The following is an 18699-nucleotide window of genomic DNA, read 5'->3' on the forward strand; positions in this document are numbered from 1 at the left end:
GAGATATTGCATCCTTTAAATAAATAGGAAGAAGTCAAATTCTCATAACTGATTTACGATTACTATAGTGGTATTAAAATTAGCACTCACCTTAAAAGACTGCTAATTTATCCAACTCTATAAACTAGATGCAAAACTTTTATTTATTGTTTGATAAATCGTCAAAGTTTAATGGCTTATCTTTAGCAATCTTCGATGATGAGTGCTAATAGTTTATCCGATAAAATTTTGCGGTTTAAGAGCTTGTATTATGATTTAGATAATACTAATTTAGTTAACCAGTTTTTGTCAAATTATTTACATTCAAGACAGTATATTTTTTACATAACTTTACAAATGATGATTTTGACTCTTTTTGATATGTATTAAATACTCCTAATTTCGGTCGTGTAAAAAATTTTGGGGAATTAACAAGCAAGAACACAGTGATAATATAGTTTTAAGCATTTCCCTACTGGAATCCTCTGTAAACAACTAGCCTCCTAGGTTGTAACTGCGTTTTTTTTAGGTCATGCTCCGCAAACATATCGGGAACGCATTTGACTACCGAATATCAAAAACAGAGTTGTGCGGTAGCTAAACAGCTCTAGTAGCGCTATGCGGAAGTTAAAAGCGAGTGCGTAATTCTGAGGTCTCCTACGGGGCGCCTACTGTGTGGAAGTAATTCCGCATACAGCCCCTCCAGAATGTAAGACGCACTCAAGACAGTCAAAAGTATTGGTTAGTAAAGTTTTTGGGATTTTATAACTGGTTACCTATTTCGCCATCCTGCACTAGTCAAAACTTTGTAGGTAAAAGATTTCAATTTTATTAATTTTGTAGTGCTATAGTTTGTAGGCATTTCCATACCGGAATGCTCCGCAAACAGCTATTAGCTGTCAGCTTGCCTCCTGCGGAGGAACTGCGTTAACAGCAATAAAACCCCGCTTTTGTAGTAACATTTAACTCTGTCTCAATTAATCAAACTTTTATCGCCATAGCTGACTGGTAAGTGCTGGATTTCCTGTTGCTTTTTCCTCAAAAATATTGTCAAAACTTAAATAGAAATGCTATATTAATAGATTGTGATTTATAAATATTTAGGGTTTGCGCTCAAAAGTCTTATAGTTGAGGGTAGGAGTCAGGAGACAACCCACCCCTAACCCCTCCCTGGAGGGGAAGACAGGAGACAGGAGGAGTCAGGAATTTAGAGAAGGCAGGAAGAAGAATTATCCCTCAATTTCTCCGTCCAAATCTTGCTGTTAATACTGACTTTTTGAGGCTTTTCAACTCAAATCAGCGCACTTTTTCAAGACTTAAAAATGCCCAAAGCAATATCAGTAAACACTTTCATATTTATTCAGCAAACCCTATTTATAATTTTTCTATCACAACAAGATTTCTGACTAAACTGGGCCTTATAGATGATTTTGATTAAATCCGGTGACATGATTACGACAAAAGAAGTTAGGAGAAAGAAAGCATCTTCTAAAGTTACCTTGACCTTTATCTACTTCCAATAAGTAAATGAAGAGAGATGTACCTCAAAGATGTAGGATAAAGATTAGAAAACTTAATCTTTCTCCACTATAAGTAGTCAATATATAGAGAGGAATCACCTTGACTAAGCATCCAAATGGTATACCAGCACACGGTGGCCATCTGATTAATCGGATTGCCACACCAGCAGAACGACAAGAATTCATGGAAAAAGCTGAAAGCTTGCCAAAGGTACAATTAGACAAGCGGGCTCTTTCAGACTTAGAAATGATAGCTATAGGAGGCTTTAGCCCTCTCAATGGCTTTATGGAAGCAGATGACTATGAAAGCGTAGTCACTGATATGCGTCTTAAAAATGGACTACCTTGGAGTATACCTGTAACATTATCAGTATCAGAAGAAGTAGCAGATTCAATCAAAGAAGGAAGTTGGGTGCGTCTAGATTCTCCAGAAGGAGAATTTGCAGGAGTTTTAGAATTAACTCAAAAGTTCCGCTACAATAAAGCCCATGAAGTAACCAATGTTTATCGCACAGATGAAGAAAAACATCCAGGAGTGAAAGTTGTTTATGATGCTGGCCCAGTCAACTTAGCAGGTCCAGTCTGGTTATTAGAGCGTCATCCTCACCCATTATTTCCCAAATATCAAATAGATCCAGCAGAGTCCAGAAAACTCTTTCTCGAAAAAGGTTGGAATACAGTAGTTGGTTTCCAAACCCGTAACCCCATCCACCGTGCCCACGAATATATTCAAAAATGTGCTTTAGAAACGGTAGATGGTTTATTTCTACATCCTTTGGTGGGTGCTACCAAATCAGATGACATTCCTGCTGATGTGAGGATGCGTTGCTACGAGATTATGTTAGAAAAATACTTTCCTCAAGACCGGGTAATGATGGCCATTAATCCCTCGGCTATGCGTTATGCTGGCCCACGGGAAGCAATTTTTCATGCTTTGGTGCGGAAAAATTATGGTTGTACCCACTTCATTGTTGGTCGAGATCATGCTGGGGTAGGGGATTATTATGGAACTTATGATGCTCAATATATCTTCGATGAGTTTGAACCAGGAGAGTTAGGTATCGTTCCGATGAAGTTTGAACACGCTTTCTACTGTACTCGTACCAAAGGTATGGCCACGAGCAAAACAAGTCCAAGTATCAAAGAAGAACGAATTCATTTATCAGGGACAAAAGTACGAGAAATGTTACGTCGGGGTGAGTTACCACCACCAGAATTTTCACGACCAGAAGTAGCAGCAGAGTTGGCTAAAGCAATGCAAGCATCTAATGGAAATTAACTAACAGAAATTTTTCTGGTATAGTCCTCAAGTGTGAGGCATAATTATATATAGTGGAGGCGGGTTATAAAAGCTATACATTACTCCAAGGTAAGCTTTCAACCCGCCTCTAACAGTTAGGTGAAGAAACTCTGATTTTGGTACAAAGTCAGTTAAAAAGGGTGATTAATTTATATGAATAAATTAACTATTGAATATTACTCTAATTGTTCTATACAATTGGCTCAGTTAATATATTGTAACTGTTTAGATGGACGGTGACTCGGATGAGAGACCTAAGCAGGCATTTTGCCACAAGCATTAAGTTATCTCTAAGAGTTGCTGGAAATGGATAGCTGGTTAAGAGCTAACCAGAAAGACGCAGAAAACTAAACTCGTGAATGTTTAAAATTTGCCACGATCGCTCTTATTGATTAACGGCAGAATGTGTCAATTATATAGAAAATTAATAATAACGTTGTTACATAAAGTTCTTACTTGAAGGTAGGACATTAAGGAAGAAGAATGGGATTAAAGCGGCGGGAATTTCTGCAAAGGGCTAGCTTGGCCCTAGGAGCATTGGGAATAAATGAAGCAGGGTGGTGGCGTCTCCAAAGTCATTACTCAGAAGCCTTAGCTCAAACTACAGGACGTAAATTAGCATTTTTAGTAGGTATTAATGAATATCCAGATGCACCTCTGTCTGGCTGTGTTACAGATCTAGAGATGCAACGGGAATTGCTAGTTCATCGATTTGGTTTTTTACCTGCTGATATTCTTACTCTCACAAATAAACAAGCTACTAGGGAAAATATAGAAACAGCTTTTATTAGTCATTTAACTAACCAAGCTAAACCAGATGACTTAGTTTTATTTCACTTTAGTGGTTATGGTAGTCGTGTGAGTAAGATGATTGATGAGGATGAAAAGAATGAGTTAAATGCCTCAAATTTAACATTTCAAAATACTCTAGTACCAATAGATGGGATACCTCCAAATGATGATGGTAGAGCAATAAATGATGTTCTAGAAGAGACTCTATGGTTATTATTGCGATCGCTTGCCACCACAAAAGTAGTAACTGTATTAGATACTAGCTATGTATATCCTGGTAAAAATTTGCAAGGTGCTCTAAGAATTCGCTCTCGGCCTAGTTCGACTACAGAGCAAATTAATATTAAAGAGAAAGCAATGCAAACGCAACTCCGCAATCAACAAAATCTTCTAGGAGAACAGCAAATTTATGAAAGCCAACTGCCAGGAGTAATTCTTAATGCTAGTCAAGAGAGCCAATTTGCTACTGAAACTGACTGGAATGGTTTTAGCTCTGGTCTATTTACTTATGCTCTTACCCAAACTTTATGGTCTATAACCCCTGCAACCAGACTACAAATTGCTTTTTCACGAGCTGCTAGCTCGGTAGAACAAGTAACTGGAGCTAATCAGCAGCCAGAGTTTAAAGAAGCAAAACAACAGAACATTGCTGAATCCACAAAAGTAGCTACTATAACTCCAGTAGCTATGGGTTATCAAAGTTTCTTGAGTCCTTTATTACCACCTGCCAGTGGTGTAGTCACTTCAGTAGAAGATAACGGCAAAACAGGAAATCTATGGTTAGGAGGATTGCCAATTAGTATTCTTGATGCGGTTACATCTAATTCCCTCTTCACAACCCTACCTGATTCAGATTTAGACTTAAACTTTCAATTACAAATTCGGACTCGAACTGGCTTAAAGGCTAAAGCTTCTGTCATCATTGAAACTAATAGCCCACAACAATCATTAGAAAAGCAGCAACAACAGTTTCAGAGCGAGGAAAATGCGAACAACCCAACAAAAAAATCTCCTCCTAATCCTCAAATTTTGCCAGGATCGCTGGTGCGAGAAAAGATTAGAGTTTTGCCTCGATCTATAGATTTGATGATAGCTTTAGACCCTGAAATGTCAAGAATTGAGCGGGTGGATGCTACCAGTGGGTTTTCAGCAATACCTCAAGTTACTGTAGTGGCAAATACACAGGCAGCAGATTATGTATTTAGTCGAGTTCGGGAAACAAATATTGCTCAAAGTCCTTCTGCTCCTCTACCGTCAATGTATCAGGGTCGTTATGCTCTATTTTCTCTAGGTCAAGTGCGAATACCCAATAGTTTAGGAGAAGGGGGAGAAGCAGTCAAGATAGCAGTACAAAGATTAAATTCCCAATTGAAAACTTTGCTAGCAGCTAAGATATTACGCTTAACTATCAATGAAGGCTCTACTAAAATTAAAATCAGAGCCAACTTAGCTACTGTTACTCCAGAAGCAAAGAGCATTGTGCGCCGAGAAACTTTCGGGATTAGCGATGGGGCAAAATTTAAAACTAATATAGAAGAAGATGTAGGCAGTTTTGGAGTTTCTGATGGATTAGCAACTTTACCCATTGGTAGTCGAATTCAATGTCGGTTATATAATGATGGCGATCGCCCAGTCTATTTTATGTTATTGACTTTAGACAGTAGTGGGCGCATTCTTGTTCTAGATCCAACTATATCTAATCAACTTGGGAATAATAGTAAACTTTCACAAACAGGTCTCGTTATTTCTCCTGGAGATAGTGTAAATATGCCTCCGGTAATTAGCAAGTCTCCTAGAGATACAGAATCTTTTGGATGGAGGGTAATAGGTCCGGAAGGATTAGCAGAAAGTCTGATTCTCTTTAGCCATCAACCATTCAAGGAAGCAATTGCAACTCTTGATGGGGAAGTGCGTCAGGTTAGAGACGATCGGCTAATTAAAGAAGTATTGAATCCTTTAGCAGTAGCACAAGCAATGTTACGAGATTTACATAGTGCAAGTCAATCAACTATTCAATCTAGTGGGTTATCAACTGATGATTATGCTCTAAATATTAATAGTTGGGCAACTTTAAGTTTTGTCTATCAAGTTGTTTAAAAAAAATCTTTTACTAGAAAATAGTAATACTAGGGGCTAATGAAGCCCTTTTTTATTCTCTGTCGAAATCACAAGCAGAACAATTACAGCAGATTCTGTACTAATGAGGTACAACTAATTTTATGCTTCCATGCGTGTTTCCTCCATACCTGTTCCCTGTTTCCTAAAACCCTAAATATATGTACTTCATAACAATAGAACATCTGAGTAATTTGGTGATTACTGTATAACCAGATTTTATATCATTACTTATTTACCACTACCGTATTTGATACTCTGTGGTTTGTTTAGTTGAAAATCGCTATAAATTTATTAAAGCTATACAAAAAACAGAAACTCCTTTAACCTACATTCCGCTTCGCGATCGCGTAACTAGATTACCCATCTTAATCAACACAGTTTTATAACATTATTTGATAAAATTGACATAACACATATTGGTATGAATGTCAAAGTAAATTTTGTCGTATTAACACTCTTGATCGAGTTCTGCCAAATTAGTTACGATAAGAAAAGATTATTATATTAAGGAAATAACTGAATGGTTGCAACACCAGTCCAAATTAAACACGAAGTTAAAGATGAGTCCTTGGCCTCTCTAGGAAAGCAAAGAATTGAGTGGGCAGGTAGAGAAATGCCTGTTCTACGCCAAATTCAAGAACGTTTTGCCAAAGAAAAGCCATTAAGCGGAATTAAATTAGCAGCTTGCTGTCACGTTACAACCGAAACTGCTCATTTAGCGATCGCTCTGAAAAATGCTGGAGCTGATGCTGTATTAATTGCTAGTAATCCTCTATCTACTCAAGACGATGTAGCTGCGAGTCTAGTGGTCGATTATGGTATTTCTGTATTTGCCATTAAAGGAGAGGACGATGAAACTTATCTGCGCCACGTTGAAATTGCTTTAGACCACAGACCTAATATTATTATTGATGATGGTAGTGATGTTGTTGCAACTCTAGTAAAAAATAGACAAGATCAACTTCCTGAACTGATTGGTACCACTGAAGAAACTACTACAGGTATTGTTCGTCTGCGAGCAATGTTTAACGATGGGGTATTGACTTTCCCCGCAATGAATGTTAATGATGCGGACACTAAACACTTCTTCGATAACCGCTATGGTACAGGTCAATCTACTTTAGATGGTATTATCCGCGCTACTAATGTTTTATTAGCAGGTAAAACTGTAGTTGTTGTAGGTTACGGATGGTGTGGTAAAGGTGCTGCTCTCCGCGCTAGAGGTTTAGGTGCAAATGTAGTTGTAACTGAAATCGATCCAGTTCGCGCTATTGAAGCTATCATGGATGGTTTCCGGGTGATGCCAATGTCAGAAGCAGCTCCTATAGGCGATCTATTCATTACTGTTACTGGTAATAAGCACGTTATTCGTGGCGAACATTTCGATGTGATGAAGGATGGAGCGATCGTTTGTAACTCCGGTCACTTTGATATTGAAATTGACCTGAAGACTTTGGGTGAAAAAGCTGATGAAGTGAAGACAGTTCGACCTTTCACTGAACAGTATAAACTCAAGAATGGTAAGTCTGTAATTGTATTGGGTGAAGGACGGTTAGTTAACTTAGCTGCAGCAGAAGGTCATCCTAGTGCAGTTATGGATATGAGTTTTGCGAACCAAGCATTAGCTTGTGAATATTTAGTTACAAATAAAGGTAAATTAGAGCCTGGTTTACATTCAATTCCTGTGGAAGTTGATAAGGAAATTGCTCGTTTGAAATTACAGGCAATGGGTATTGGTATTGATACTTTGACTGCTGAACAAGTTGAGTACATGAATTCCTGGACTGTTGGAACCTAATAATAAGTAGCACTCAGCTATCAGCTATCAGCATTTTAGTTGAGTTTTAACCAGTAATTTCTTCCGTAGGGGTTTGGAGACCAAACCCCTATATTAATTTATTCAAAATTTATTATTAAATAAAATCATATAAATTCAGTGGCTAAATTATCTGTAGAATTACAACGATATTTTTTTGATGAAGAAGCTCCTAATACAGTTACTTTGGGAGATATTATTGATTTGGCAGGAGAGAGAATTTTTGGTTTTTTATTCGTGATTTTATCTCTCCCTTCTGCTTTGCCTGTTCCTGCTCCTGGTTACTCTATTCCTTTTGGTATTTTATTACTTTTATTGGCAGTTCAACTAATAATTGGTTCTAAAACTCCTTGGTTGCCTAAAAGTTGGTTAAATAATTCAATTTCTATTGAGAAAGTACAAGGTGTTTTGAAAAAAGGCATTCCTTGGTTACAGAAAATTGAGTTGATATCTCGTCCTCGGTTAAGTTATATTTGCACGAGTTTTGTAGGTAGAATTATTATTGGTTGCGCGATCGCTCTGATGGCTATTTCGATGATGATTCCCATTCCGGGTACTAATACTTTACCAGCGATCGGGATTTTTGTTACTGGTTTTGGTTTGTTGGATGATGATGGTGCTATTAGTTTGGGTGGGTTGGTGCTTTGTGTAATGGGGGCGACTTTAAGTGGTCTAATTGTGGTTTTTGGTTATGAAGTTGTCAAAGGTGGAATTGAGTTAATTAAAAATTCTCTGACTGGAGGTTAGAAAAATTTAAGAGTCAAAAGTTAAATTTATCTACAGCAGATTCGGTAGTATATGAGGTACAAATAACGTTTAAACCTTTATACTGCAAGCATTTTGCCCGCTAGTAGTGTACCTGACTAAGATTAAATTCGCTATATCTTCAAAATAGTTGATTTAAAATTTATTTGTGCTATTCATATAGTGGGGAATACTGGCTCTTATGTATTGGATGTCCAATCTCATAATTTTCACTTCACTAGATAAAATCTCCCTAATTATAGCTTGCTAATTAACTTTCAAAGCATTGACAGATAAAGGTTTTAGTCTTTGTTTGGTTGAAAAAAGTTCAAAAATTTAGCATTTTGGGCAGACAACGGCAGAAAAATAAAGAGACAATTCTTCCTACTACCTCCTCTATAATTCCCATTTCTCCTGACTCCTACCCTTACCAAAAGACTCTTTCCGCAAACCCTAACTATAGGTGCTTCAATAATTAAATTAACAAAACTCTTCCCTTAATTGTATTTTAATAATTCAACCCTTCCGTAAAGTGCTCAGACAAAGTTGGATAATATCCTAGGAGTTTATATTTCAACATCCTGAAAAAATATTTATAGCGACTATATTTAGGAGAAAATCGTGAGTGTGAGACGGGATATAAGAATTGCAGCAATAGGAGGAGTAGTAGGTCTGACAATTCCTATAATTTCATTATTAATGGATGTGGGCAGTTTAGGTATTGAGATTGTTCAAAGTTGGTCGCCTTTGTTAGTGAAAAAAACTGACCGCTTTTACTGCGAACTAAGAGAAGATACTAATATAAATGGACAAGTTTGGACGGTCATGTATGACAATGGTAAAAATAGACAACCCTGGTTAGGTATGCTGAGAGCTATGGATGGAAACTGGAAACCACTTGAACGATGTGAAAGAGTAGCAGGACGGTTAAATAGTTTTCGGGAAGATGGTTTAGTTGCTCTGGAATATCGTGATGATCCTAAAACTCCAAACCAAGAGGTTATTTGTGCAAAAACTAAGTTAAGTGGTGATGGTTGTCCGTTATTGTTGACTTTGGATGTAGGGGTGGATGGTTATCACGCGTTGCGAGATATAATTGAAGCGTTACAAAATGGTACGACTGTTTATCAGAATAGTGAAGGAATATTGGCAAAGTCTAATTTTTCTGGAGAGTAACCTGTGTTTTGTTTGGAGCCTTTTTTAGCGAAAAAAGATCGGTTGATGGGAAGGTAGAAGGTAAGCTGTTATCATATATCATACTTAGAATATACATTTTTTTCTTCTCAAGCATTTTTTTGAGAATATAGTTTTGTATAGTATTGGATTGACTGCCTCAAAGACTAATGAATTGACAGTAAGTCAAAATGCTCAGTAATTCAAGCCAAAAACAACAAACAAATGGACAAGAGGTTGGCCAAACTGATAGCGGTTATGTTTCAGCACCTCAAGTTTCCCTTCCCAAAGGCGGAGGGGCAATTAAAGGGATGGGTGAGAAATTTGCAACTAACCCAGTGACAGGTACAGGTTCGATGTCCGTGCTGATCGCAACTAGCCCTGGACGTTCAGGATTTGGGCCACAACTCTCTTTGTCCTACGACTCCGGTGCAGGAAATAGCATTTTTGGCTTTGGTTGGAATTTGTCTATTCCCTCCATCACTCGTAAAACAGATAAAGGATTACCTCGCTATTTTGATGCTGAAGAATCTGATGTCTTCATTCTTTCAGGGGCGGAAGACCTTGTACCTGTATTGGTGCAAGATGGTGAAGATAAATGGGTGCGAGAAACCCTACCCGCAAGAAATATTAACGGCACAAATTACCGCATCCAACGCTATCGGCCTCGAATTGAAGGATTATTTGCCCGGATTGAACGCTGGACAAATTTAGAGTCGGGTGAGACACATTGGCTATCGCTCTCTAAAGACAATATCACAACACTTTATGGTAAAACTGCTGAAAGTAGAATTCTCGCTCCAAATGATTCTACTCGTATCTTTAGCTGGCTAATTTGCGAAAGTTACGACGATAAAGGGAATGCAATTCGTTACGAATATAAGCCAGAGAATTCAGATGGAATTGATACTGCCCAAGTCCACGAACGGAACCGCAACGATAACATCCGCTCCACAAATCGTTATCTCAAACGCATAAAATACGGCAACTTAACAGCCAGACAACCTGATGAAGATTTAAGTTTACGAACGGATTGGATGTTTGAGACGGTTTTTGACTATGGAGAACATGACTCAGAAAATCCCATGCCCAATGATGTAGGAATCTGGTCAGTTCGTAACGATCCTTTTTCTTCCTATCGAGCAGGTTTTGAAGTTCGTACTTATCGCCTCTGTCAGCGAGTGTTAATGTTTCATCATTTCCCAGAAGAGGAAGGAATTGGACAGAATTGCCTGGTGCGTTCAACAAACTTTACATATTCCTATGAGGAAAATCTAACAGATTCTCGAAATCCGATTTATTCTAAACTCATTTCGGTTACTCAAACAGGATACAAACGCAATTCAGAAGGGGGCTACATTCAGAAATCTTTACCCCCACTAGAGTTTACTTACAGTGAACCGGAGATTGATGAAACGGTGCGGGATGTTGACCCTGAAAGTTTAGAAAATTTGCCTCAAGGCTTGGATGGTACAAACTATCAGTGGGTGGATTTAGATGGGGAAGGTTTATCCGGAATTCTCACTGAACAGGGAGGTAGCTGGTTCTACAAACGTAATATCAGCCCTATTTATACGGCTCAGGAAGACGGTCAAAACACAATTACTGCCAAATTTGCTCCGATTGAATTAATAGCCAGTCAGCCTGCAACAGCTTTAGCTAACGGTGCCCAATTTCTGGATTTAGCCGGAGATGGACAATTGGATCTGGTTACGCTTCGCAGTTTAACACCCGGATTTTATGAACGGACTTCAACAGAAGGATGGGAATCTTTTATCCCGTTTAAATCTCTACCTGTATTAGATTGGAATAATCCGAATTTAAAGTTTATTGACTTAAATGGAGATGGCCATAGCGATATTCTAATTACCGAAGATGAATGTTTTGTTTGGCATCCTTCCCTAGCTGAAGATGGGTTTGGTACAGCAGAGCGATGGCCTCAACCTTGGGATGAAGAACAAGGGCCACGTGTGGTATTTGCTGATAGTACCCAGTCCATTTATCTGGCTGATTTTTCAGGTGATGGATTAACAGATATTGTGCGAATTCGCAATGGGGAAGTTTGTTATTGGCCGAATTTGGGTTATGGACAGTTTGGGTCAAAGGTGACAATGGATAATTCGCCCTGGTTTGATACGCCAGATATTTTTAATCAACGTCGGATTGTTTTGGCAGATATTGATGGTTCTGGGACTACGGACATTCTCTACTTAAGCAGTAAAGGGGTTCAGGTTTATTTTAATCAGTCGGGGAACAGTTGGTCAGCAAAGCAGGTAATACGGAGTTTTCCGGCGATGGATAGCGTGGCATCGGTCACTGCTATCGACTTGTTGGGTAATGGCACTGCCTGTCTAGTATGGTCTTCACCTCTACCGAGTAATGCTTCGGGGACAATACGATATATCGATTTGATGGGTGGGCAAAAGCCCCATCTATTAACCAAAACGGTGAACAATTTAGGTGCAGAGACTATTGTTCATTATGTGCCTTCTACAAAGTTTTATTTACAAGATAAGTTTGCAGGTCAACCCTGGATTACAAAGCTACCATTTCTAGTGCATGTGGTGGAGCGAGTAGAAACCTACGATCGCATCAGCCAAAACCGATTTGTCACACGCTACGCCTACCATCATGGCTACTTTGATGGGGTAGAGCGGGAATTCCGTGGTTTTGGCATGGTGGAGCAATGGGATACAGAGGAATTTGTGGTTCTGAGTGATAGTAGTGAATTTCCCGTCGGTGAAAATATTGATATTACTTCCCATATACCTCCTGTACACACAAAGACTTGGTTTCACACGGGAGTTTATGTGGGACGTAATGGCATTTCTAACTATTTTGCAGGTTTGCTCAATGAGCAAGATACAGGGGAATATTATCGAGACCCAGGTCTCACAGATGACCAAGCAAGACAGTTGCTCTTAGATGACACGGTGTTGCCTGATGGCTTAACTGTAGAGGAAGAGCGAGAAGCTTGCCGCGCTCTCAAAGGCTCGATGTTACGCCAGGAAGTTTATGCTTTAGATGGAACGGAACAGGCGGAGCATCCTTATACTGTTACGGAGCAGAATTTTACAATTCGGATACTGCAACATCGCGGTGATAACTCCCATGGGGTGTTTTTCACCCATGCTCGTGAAGCCATTAACTATTACTATGAGCGCAATCCTGAAGATCCACGCATTGCCCATCAAATGACCCTAGAGGTAGATGAGTTTGGCAATGTCACCAAATCTATGGCGATCGCCTATCCCCGGAGAACTGAATTTGTCCCCAATCATCCCCAAATTCAAGCGGCTCAAAGCCAAACTTTGATTACCTTTACCGAAGTCGATGTTATTAACCGTCCCGAAGAGTTGACCTATTATCGGCTGGGAGTTCCAGTTGAAACGCGGGTTTATGAACTGACGGGATTAACGGCTGCTGAGGAAACTTTGTTTTCAATGGCTGAACTTCTGGAAGCAAGTCAAAGTGCAACGGAAATTGCCTATGAAGAAATACCAACTCAAGGAGTGTTACAAAAACGGTTAATCGAACGCGATCGCATCCTCTATGCAAGTAATAGTCTGATTGATGGTCGAACTCAAGCTTTACCTTTGGGAGAACTGGAGTCCCTTGCACTGCCCCACGAGAGTTATCGGATGGCATTTACCGCAGGATTGCTGGAATCAGTTTATGGCGATCGCATTAACGATCAACTTCTGCTCGAAGAAGGTCGCTATGTCCTACAAGATGGGGTATGGTGGATTCCATCGGGACAGCAAGTGTTTGATGCCCAACAGTTTTATCTCCCCGTGGAAGTTATCGATCCTTTTGGTCATAGTTATCGCACCACCTATGATGACTATGGGTTACTAGCAGAACAAACACTAGACCCCCTCAATAATACAGTCAATGTGGTGAATGACTACCGCCTCTTGCAACCTTGGCAAATTACTGACCCCAATGGCAATCGGACTCAGGTTGCTTTTGATGTGTTGGGAATGGTGGTGGGAACTGCTGTTATGGGAAAAATCTCGGAAAGTGTGGGGGATTCATTATCTGAATTTGAAGCTGATTTGGATGAAGCCACCTTAACTGCCCATATCAATAGTCCTCTAGATAATCCCCAGGAGATTTTAGGCACAGCCACAACTCGATTGTTATATGACCTCTGGCGTTATTTTCGAGAAGGGCAACCGCCTGTTGTCTATACTTTGGCGCGAGAAACCCACGAGTCCGAGCTTGCAGCGGGGCAAGTTACCCAAATTCAGCATAGTTTCCTCTACTCCGATGGTTTGGGTAGGGAGTTGATGACCAAGATTCAAGCAGAGCCAGGACTGGCACCCAGTCGCGATTCAGAAACTGGTGAACTGGTATTAGTTGATGGTGCAGTGCAGTTAAGCGATAGTAATCCCCGTTGGGTGGGGACAGGACGCACTATTTATGACAACAAGGGCAATCCAGTTAAGCAGTATGAACCCTTTTTTAGTCAAACTCATACCTACGAATCTGAACTGGAAGTAGTGGAATGGGGTGTAACACCAATTCTGCATTACGACCCGTTAGGGCGCAATATTCGTACTGACTTGCCTAATGGGACTTTGACTCGTGTAGCTTTCAATCCCTGGAAACAGCAAAGTTGGGACCAGAACGATACCGTATTAGAAAGTGAGTGGTACGAAGAGCGACAGGAATTAACATCGAGTAATCCCGAACAGCGTGCTGGTAATTTGGCAGTTGCTCATGCAGATACTCCTGGAATCGTACATCTGGATGTTTTAGGACGGACTTTTCTGGGGATTGAGGATAACGGCAATGCGGGACAATATGAAACCCATACCCAGTTGGATATTGAAGGTAATCCTCTGGTAATAACAGACGCTCGGAATAACCCAGTCATGAGTAGTCGCTTTGACCTATCCGGTAATGAAATTTACTCCCATAGTATGGATGCAGGAGAACGCTGGGGACTGAATAATGTTGCGGGAAACCCGATTCGGGGATGGAATAGCAGAGAGTATCAATTACGATATGTGTACGATGCTTTACAAAGACCCATTTGTGTGCTAAAGGAACAGGGAGAGCAAACGGAAATTTTGACAGAGTTGATGGTATATGGAGAAAATCATCCCAATGCCACAGCCTTGAATTTACGGGGAAAAGTTTTCCAAGCCTATGACAGTTCTGGGGTAGTCACCAGTGAAGGTTATGACTTTAAGGGTAATACCCTGAGTACTCAAAGGCAAATAACCAGAGAATACCGCCAAACTATGGACTGGTCTGCTCTTGCTAATGAAACTGGAGTTTTAGAAATTGCAGCCAGTGCCCAACCGTTTTTGGAACCAGAGGTGTTCACAGCAAGTACCACCTATGATGCTCTTAATCGTCCCATTAGCTCAATTGGACCAGATAATAGCGAAGCTCGACCTACCTATAACGAAGCAAATTTATTGGAGCGGTTAGAAGTGCGATTACGGGGAGAGGCACAGTGGACAACCTTTGTCGAGAATATTGACTACAACGAAAAGGGACAACGTACCAGAATTGACTATGGCAATGGGGTACTGACAGAGTACAGTTATAATCCCTTGACCTTTCGCCTGAGCCAAATGCGTACCACTCGCGGGGAAGATAATGCCCGTTTACAAGATTTGCGGTACACCTATGACCCAGTGGGGAATATTACAGCAATTCGGGATGAGGCGCAACAGACGATTTTCTTTGATAATGCAGTGATTTCTCCTAGTAGCCGTTATGAATATGATGCTCTTTATCGGTTGATTCGTGCTGAAGGACGAGAACATATTGGTCAAACTACCAACAATTTGCCAGAACATCGCAGCGACCTCAAACCCCACTTCGACTTTAATGATATAACCCGTCGTAATTTAGCCCATCCCCACAACGGACAAGCGATGCGGAATTATGTCGAGGAGTATGAGTATGATGCAGTGGGGAATATTATGGTAATGCAGCATCAAGCTAATGGGGGTAATTGGACAAGAAAGTATGACTATGAGACGGACAGCAACCGTTTGCGAAGTACCAGTTTACCCAGCGATCTAGAAGATGCAGCATTACCGGAGCGTTATTTATACGATGCTCACGGTAATATGACCCAGATGCCCCACTTACCTTTGATGCAGTGGGATTTTAAAGACCAACTGCAAGCTTCATCTAAGCAGGTGGTTAATAATGGGGGGACACCAGAGATTACTTACTATGTCTATGATTCAGGAGGTCAACGAGTGCGGAAAGTAACCGAACGTCAAGCAGCAGAAGGCGTAACACCTACCCGAATGAAGGAGCGACTTTATTTAGGTGGTTTTGAAATTTATCGGGAGTATGCAGGGGATGGGACTACAGTAACCCTGGAGCGGGAAACACTACATGTGATGGATGACCAGCAGCGGATTTCTTTGGTGGAAACTAAGACAGTGGATGTTGAAGATGGGAGTGGTTTGTTAACTCCGGTTATTCGTTATCAATTGGGTAATCATTTAGGTTCTGCCAGTTTGGAGTTGGATGGGGATGGGGCGGTGATTTCTTATGAGGAATATCATCCCTATGGGACAACGGCGTATCAGGCAGGGCGTAGTGTAGCTGAGGCGAGTTTGAAGCGGTATCGGTATACAGGGATGGAGAAGGATGAGGAGACGGGACTGGGGTATCACGGGGCGAGGTATTATGCAACATGGTTAGGCCGTTGGATGGCTGTGGATCCTGCTGGTTTTGTAGATGGAATAAATTTATATATCTATGTTGAAAATAACCCCATAATGTTTTTTGACTCTTCTGGTAATGGGAGAGAAGAGCAACGTTTAGGTAAACGAAATGAGAAGTTATGGAAAAAGCACCAAAAAAAAGCAAATAAGCGACGGCGTCAAAAAGGACTTAAGAAAATAAAATCAAAACGTCAAAAACCTGTTGGCAAGAGAGGAGAAGGGCAACTAATACCTGATGATGTTAAGAATAAAAGAACTACGGTTGAACTTAAGGCTAGAAATGCCAAGTCTGAGCGTAATCAACTCGAGACAAGTAGACGTAGAGATATAAGAGACAGCTTAGAGCAAAATAAAAAACAGCTACAAGCTTTGGAATCTGAAGGTAAAATTGGTCCCGATGCTAAAGGTAAAACTGTATTTACCATTTATAATGGCGATGAAGAATTCAAGGGTAAATTCAAAGCAGAGGCTAGAGAAGTTCGTGCTGAATGGATTGCTGAAGCTGCTGATGATCCTATAGAACAAGGTTTTCGTAAACGTATCAACCCAGTAGTAACAACAGCTGATAGACTTACAAAGTCTACTAAAGCATTGAAAAAGAGTATAGCCGAAGGTGCAGGCAAACTTTTACCAGGTGTTGGTACTGGTGTAGGACTTGGTCTTGCACTGAAAGCGTTTGAAGAAGGGCGTTATTTAGAGGGCGCGCTCGATGCTGTGGGTGTAATTCCAGTCATAGGCGATATAGTAGATATTGGAGTGACTTCATACGAAGTTACTCAAGCACTTGACAACTATTTTGGCATAACAGATAGTGTAGGATTTACTGAAGAAGTAGAGGCACTGCCTGAAGCCTACAGAAAAAAAGTAGAAAGAGGTTCGCCTGGCTTCTTAAAGCCAAAGTCAAAGCCAAAGTCCAAGACTAAGTACATCAACTTTGAAGAGGATACTTTAGTCAATCCTTATGAAGATTTTGAAGTTCCCTATGAGGGCTTTGAAGGTCCTCCTTTGCCCGAACATTTGGATAAAAGAAATGCAAGAATTTCCTAGTGTAATCGCAGATATAACAATTACGAGCACTTGATTTCGTTGGTTGAGTTAAGGCAACAAAACCCAACATTATCTAACTATTAGGAGAACAACCCATGATAACCACAAAAACCAGAAACAAAAACAACTTTCCTGGAATGACGAACATAGGCAGCAAATTAACATAGGTTTGTCTGCAAAATGCAAACTCACCTGAGTATCGATCAAATTACAACTAACCAAAAAGGAGAACCCTAATGGAAACTAACCAAAGAAACCGCAACCAAATCCCCTGGGAACAAGAAATCTGGGATCGCATTGATACTGCCGTCCATGACGAATGCAAACGTACTAAAATCGCTGCCAAATTTCTTCCCATCCACGTTACTTCCTCCAACGAACTCACTATTCCTTCTGATACCGTAATAGTTAGCAATGGACGAGGCGACCAAAAATTATCCGTTGACGAAGTTGCTATCAATCCCCTACTCGAACTTGTCGTTGAATTCAAACTCACTGTTCAACAGGTGGAGCGAGAAGCAGAACTAGGAACCGCCGTTACCCTTGCCACTAGGGCAGCCAACCTAATTTCTCAAGCTGAAGATATTGCCATATTTCAAGGTGATGCAGCAGTGAGGACTGGCAACCCACAGCATCCCTTATTCCGAGAAAACAAAGTAACTGTCAAATCCGGATCTGCTGGTATCGGGCTGCTCAATGCTCCAGAAGCTGATGGTTCTAACCCAATAATCCAGATAGTGACCGTCCCAAATTCCGACCCCACCGCAACACCTCCCAGGTGGGGAGAAAACAGCTTTGGTGGCGTTTCTACTTCCTATTCTCGCCTTCAGAGCGGTGAGGGACTTGCCCAGGCGCACTACGGTCCCTATGTCTGTGTCTTTAATTTTGAACCCTACGCCGATAGCTATGCCCCTTTACCCACTACCTTGATCATCCCAGCCGACCGAATCAAGCCCTTGGTGACAGAAATGCCTTCTAACAAAGAGATGCAGATGCAGAGCGAAGATATGTATGTTCATGGGTACTATCCCCGATACTACGGCACAGGTACATTACCCAAGTCTCGCGGCTTATTCCTCTCTCTAGGGGGCAACACTATGGATTTAGTCGTTGGTGTCGATGCCAAAACAGAATATACCAATCAAGATAAGGATGGGAACTATTGCTTCCGGGTATACGAACGTTTTGCCCTGCGTTTAAAGGATAAAACCTCAGTCATCCGATTGGAATTTCAAGAGCCAACCCCACCTGCTGGTTGACAAACAAGATAACCAAGAATATCAAATGGATATATCAGGACTTACGCATGAAGTAGGAAAAACTAGGGTTTGAGATTGCTTCCCTATCGGTCGCAATGACGAAAATACGTTGTACTGCGTAAGTCCTGTAAACTTTGGTTGTGATTATTCAATTGGGTTAATCTCCAGTGTCCCTCTTTATAGCTGAGTAAAACCAAGGATAAGATATATCCTGCCATTCGGCACTGTAAGTAAGTTTTATGGA

At 40.6% G+C, this 18699-nt stretch carries 7 protein-coding genes; all 7 read left to right on the forward strand.

Features of this window, described 5'->3' with window-relative positions; all coding sequences use genetic code 11:
- Positions 1–1599: 1599 nt before the first annotated feature.
- The 7 genes from sat to ACP6PL_RS22785 all read left to right on the forward strand — a co-directional run bounded on the left by sat (position 1600) and on the right by ACP6PL_RS22785 (position 18455).
- Positions 1600–2778 (forward strand): sulfate adenylyltransferase, encoded by a 1179-nt coding sequence (sat, locus tag ACP6PL_RS22755; protein ID WP_426547567.1) that lies wholly within the window; start codon positions 1600–1602, stop codon positions 2776–2778.
- 504 nt (positions 2779–3282) lie between these two features.
- Positions 3283–5688 carry a caspase family protein gene (locus ACP6PL_RS22760; protein ID WP_426547568.1) on the forward strand — a complete coding sequence of 802 codons (2406 nt, stop codon included), beginning with the start codon at positions 3283–3285 and terminating at the stop codon, positions 5686–5688.
- Between the two features lie 541 nt (positions 5689–6229).
- Positions 6230–7507: an adenosylhomocysteinase gene (ahcY, locus tag ACP6PL_RS22765; RefSeq protein ID WP_426547569.1), complete on the forward strand. Its 1278-nt coding sequence runs from the start codon at positions 6230–6232 to the stop codon at positions 7505–7507.
- A 138-nt stretch (positions 7508–7645) separates the two neighbouring features.
- Positions 7646–8272: an exopolysaccharide biosynthesis protein gene (locus ACP6PL_RS22770; RefSeq protein ID WP_426547571.1), complete on the forward strand. Its 627-nt coding sequence runs from the start codon at positions 7646–7648 to the stop codon at positions 8270–8272.
- 618 nt (positions 8273–8890) lie between these two features.
- Positions 8891–9445 carry a COP23 domain-containing protein gene (locus tag ACP6PL_RS22775; protein ID WP_426547572.1) on the forward strand — a complete coding sequence of 185 codons (555 nt, stop codon included), beginning with the start codon at positions 8891–8893 and terminating at the stop codon, positions 9443–9445.
- A gap of 188 nt (positions 9446–9633) precedes the next feature.
- On the forward strand, positions 9634–17196 hold the full coding sequence (locus ACP6PL_RS22780; RefSeq protein ID WP_426547573.1) for a SpvB/TcaC N-terminal domain-containing protein: 7563 nt from the start codon (positions 9634–9636) through the stop codon (positions 17194–17196).
- Between the two features lie 236 nt (positions 17197–17432).
- Positions 17433–18455 (forward strand): encapsulin, encoded by a 1023-nt coding sequence (locus ACP6PL_RS22785; RefSeq protein WP_426547574.1) that lies wholly within the window; start codon positions 17433–17435, stop codon positions 18453–18455.
- Positions 18456–18699 lie beyond the last annotated feature (244 nt).

Source organism: Dapis purpurea BLCC-M126 (assembly GCF_050015975.1).
Lineage (GTDB): Bacteria > Cyanobacteriota > Cyanobacteriia > Cyanobacteriales > Microcoleaceae > Trichodesmium.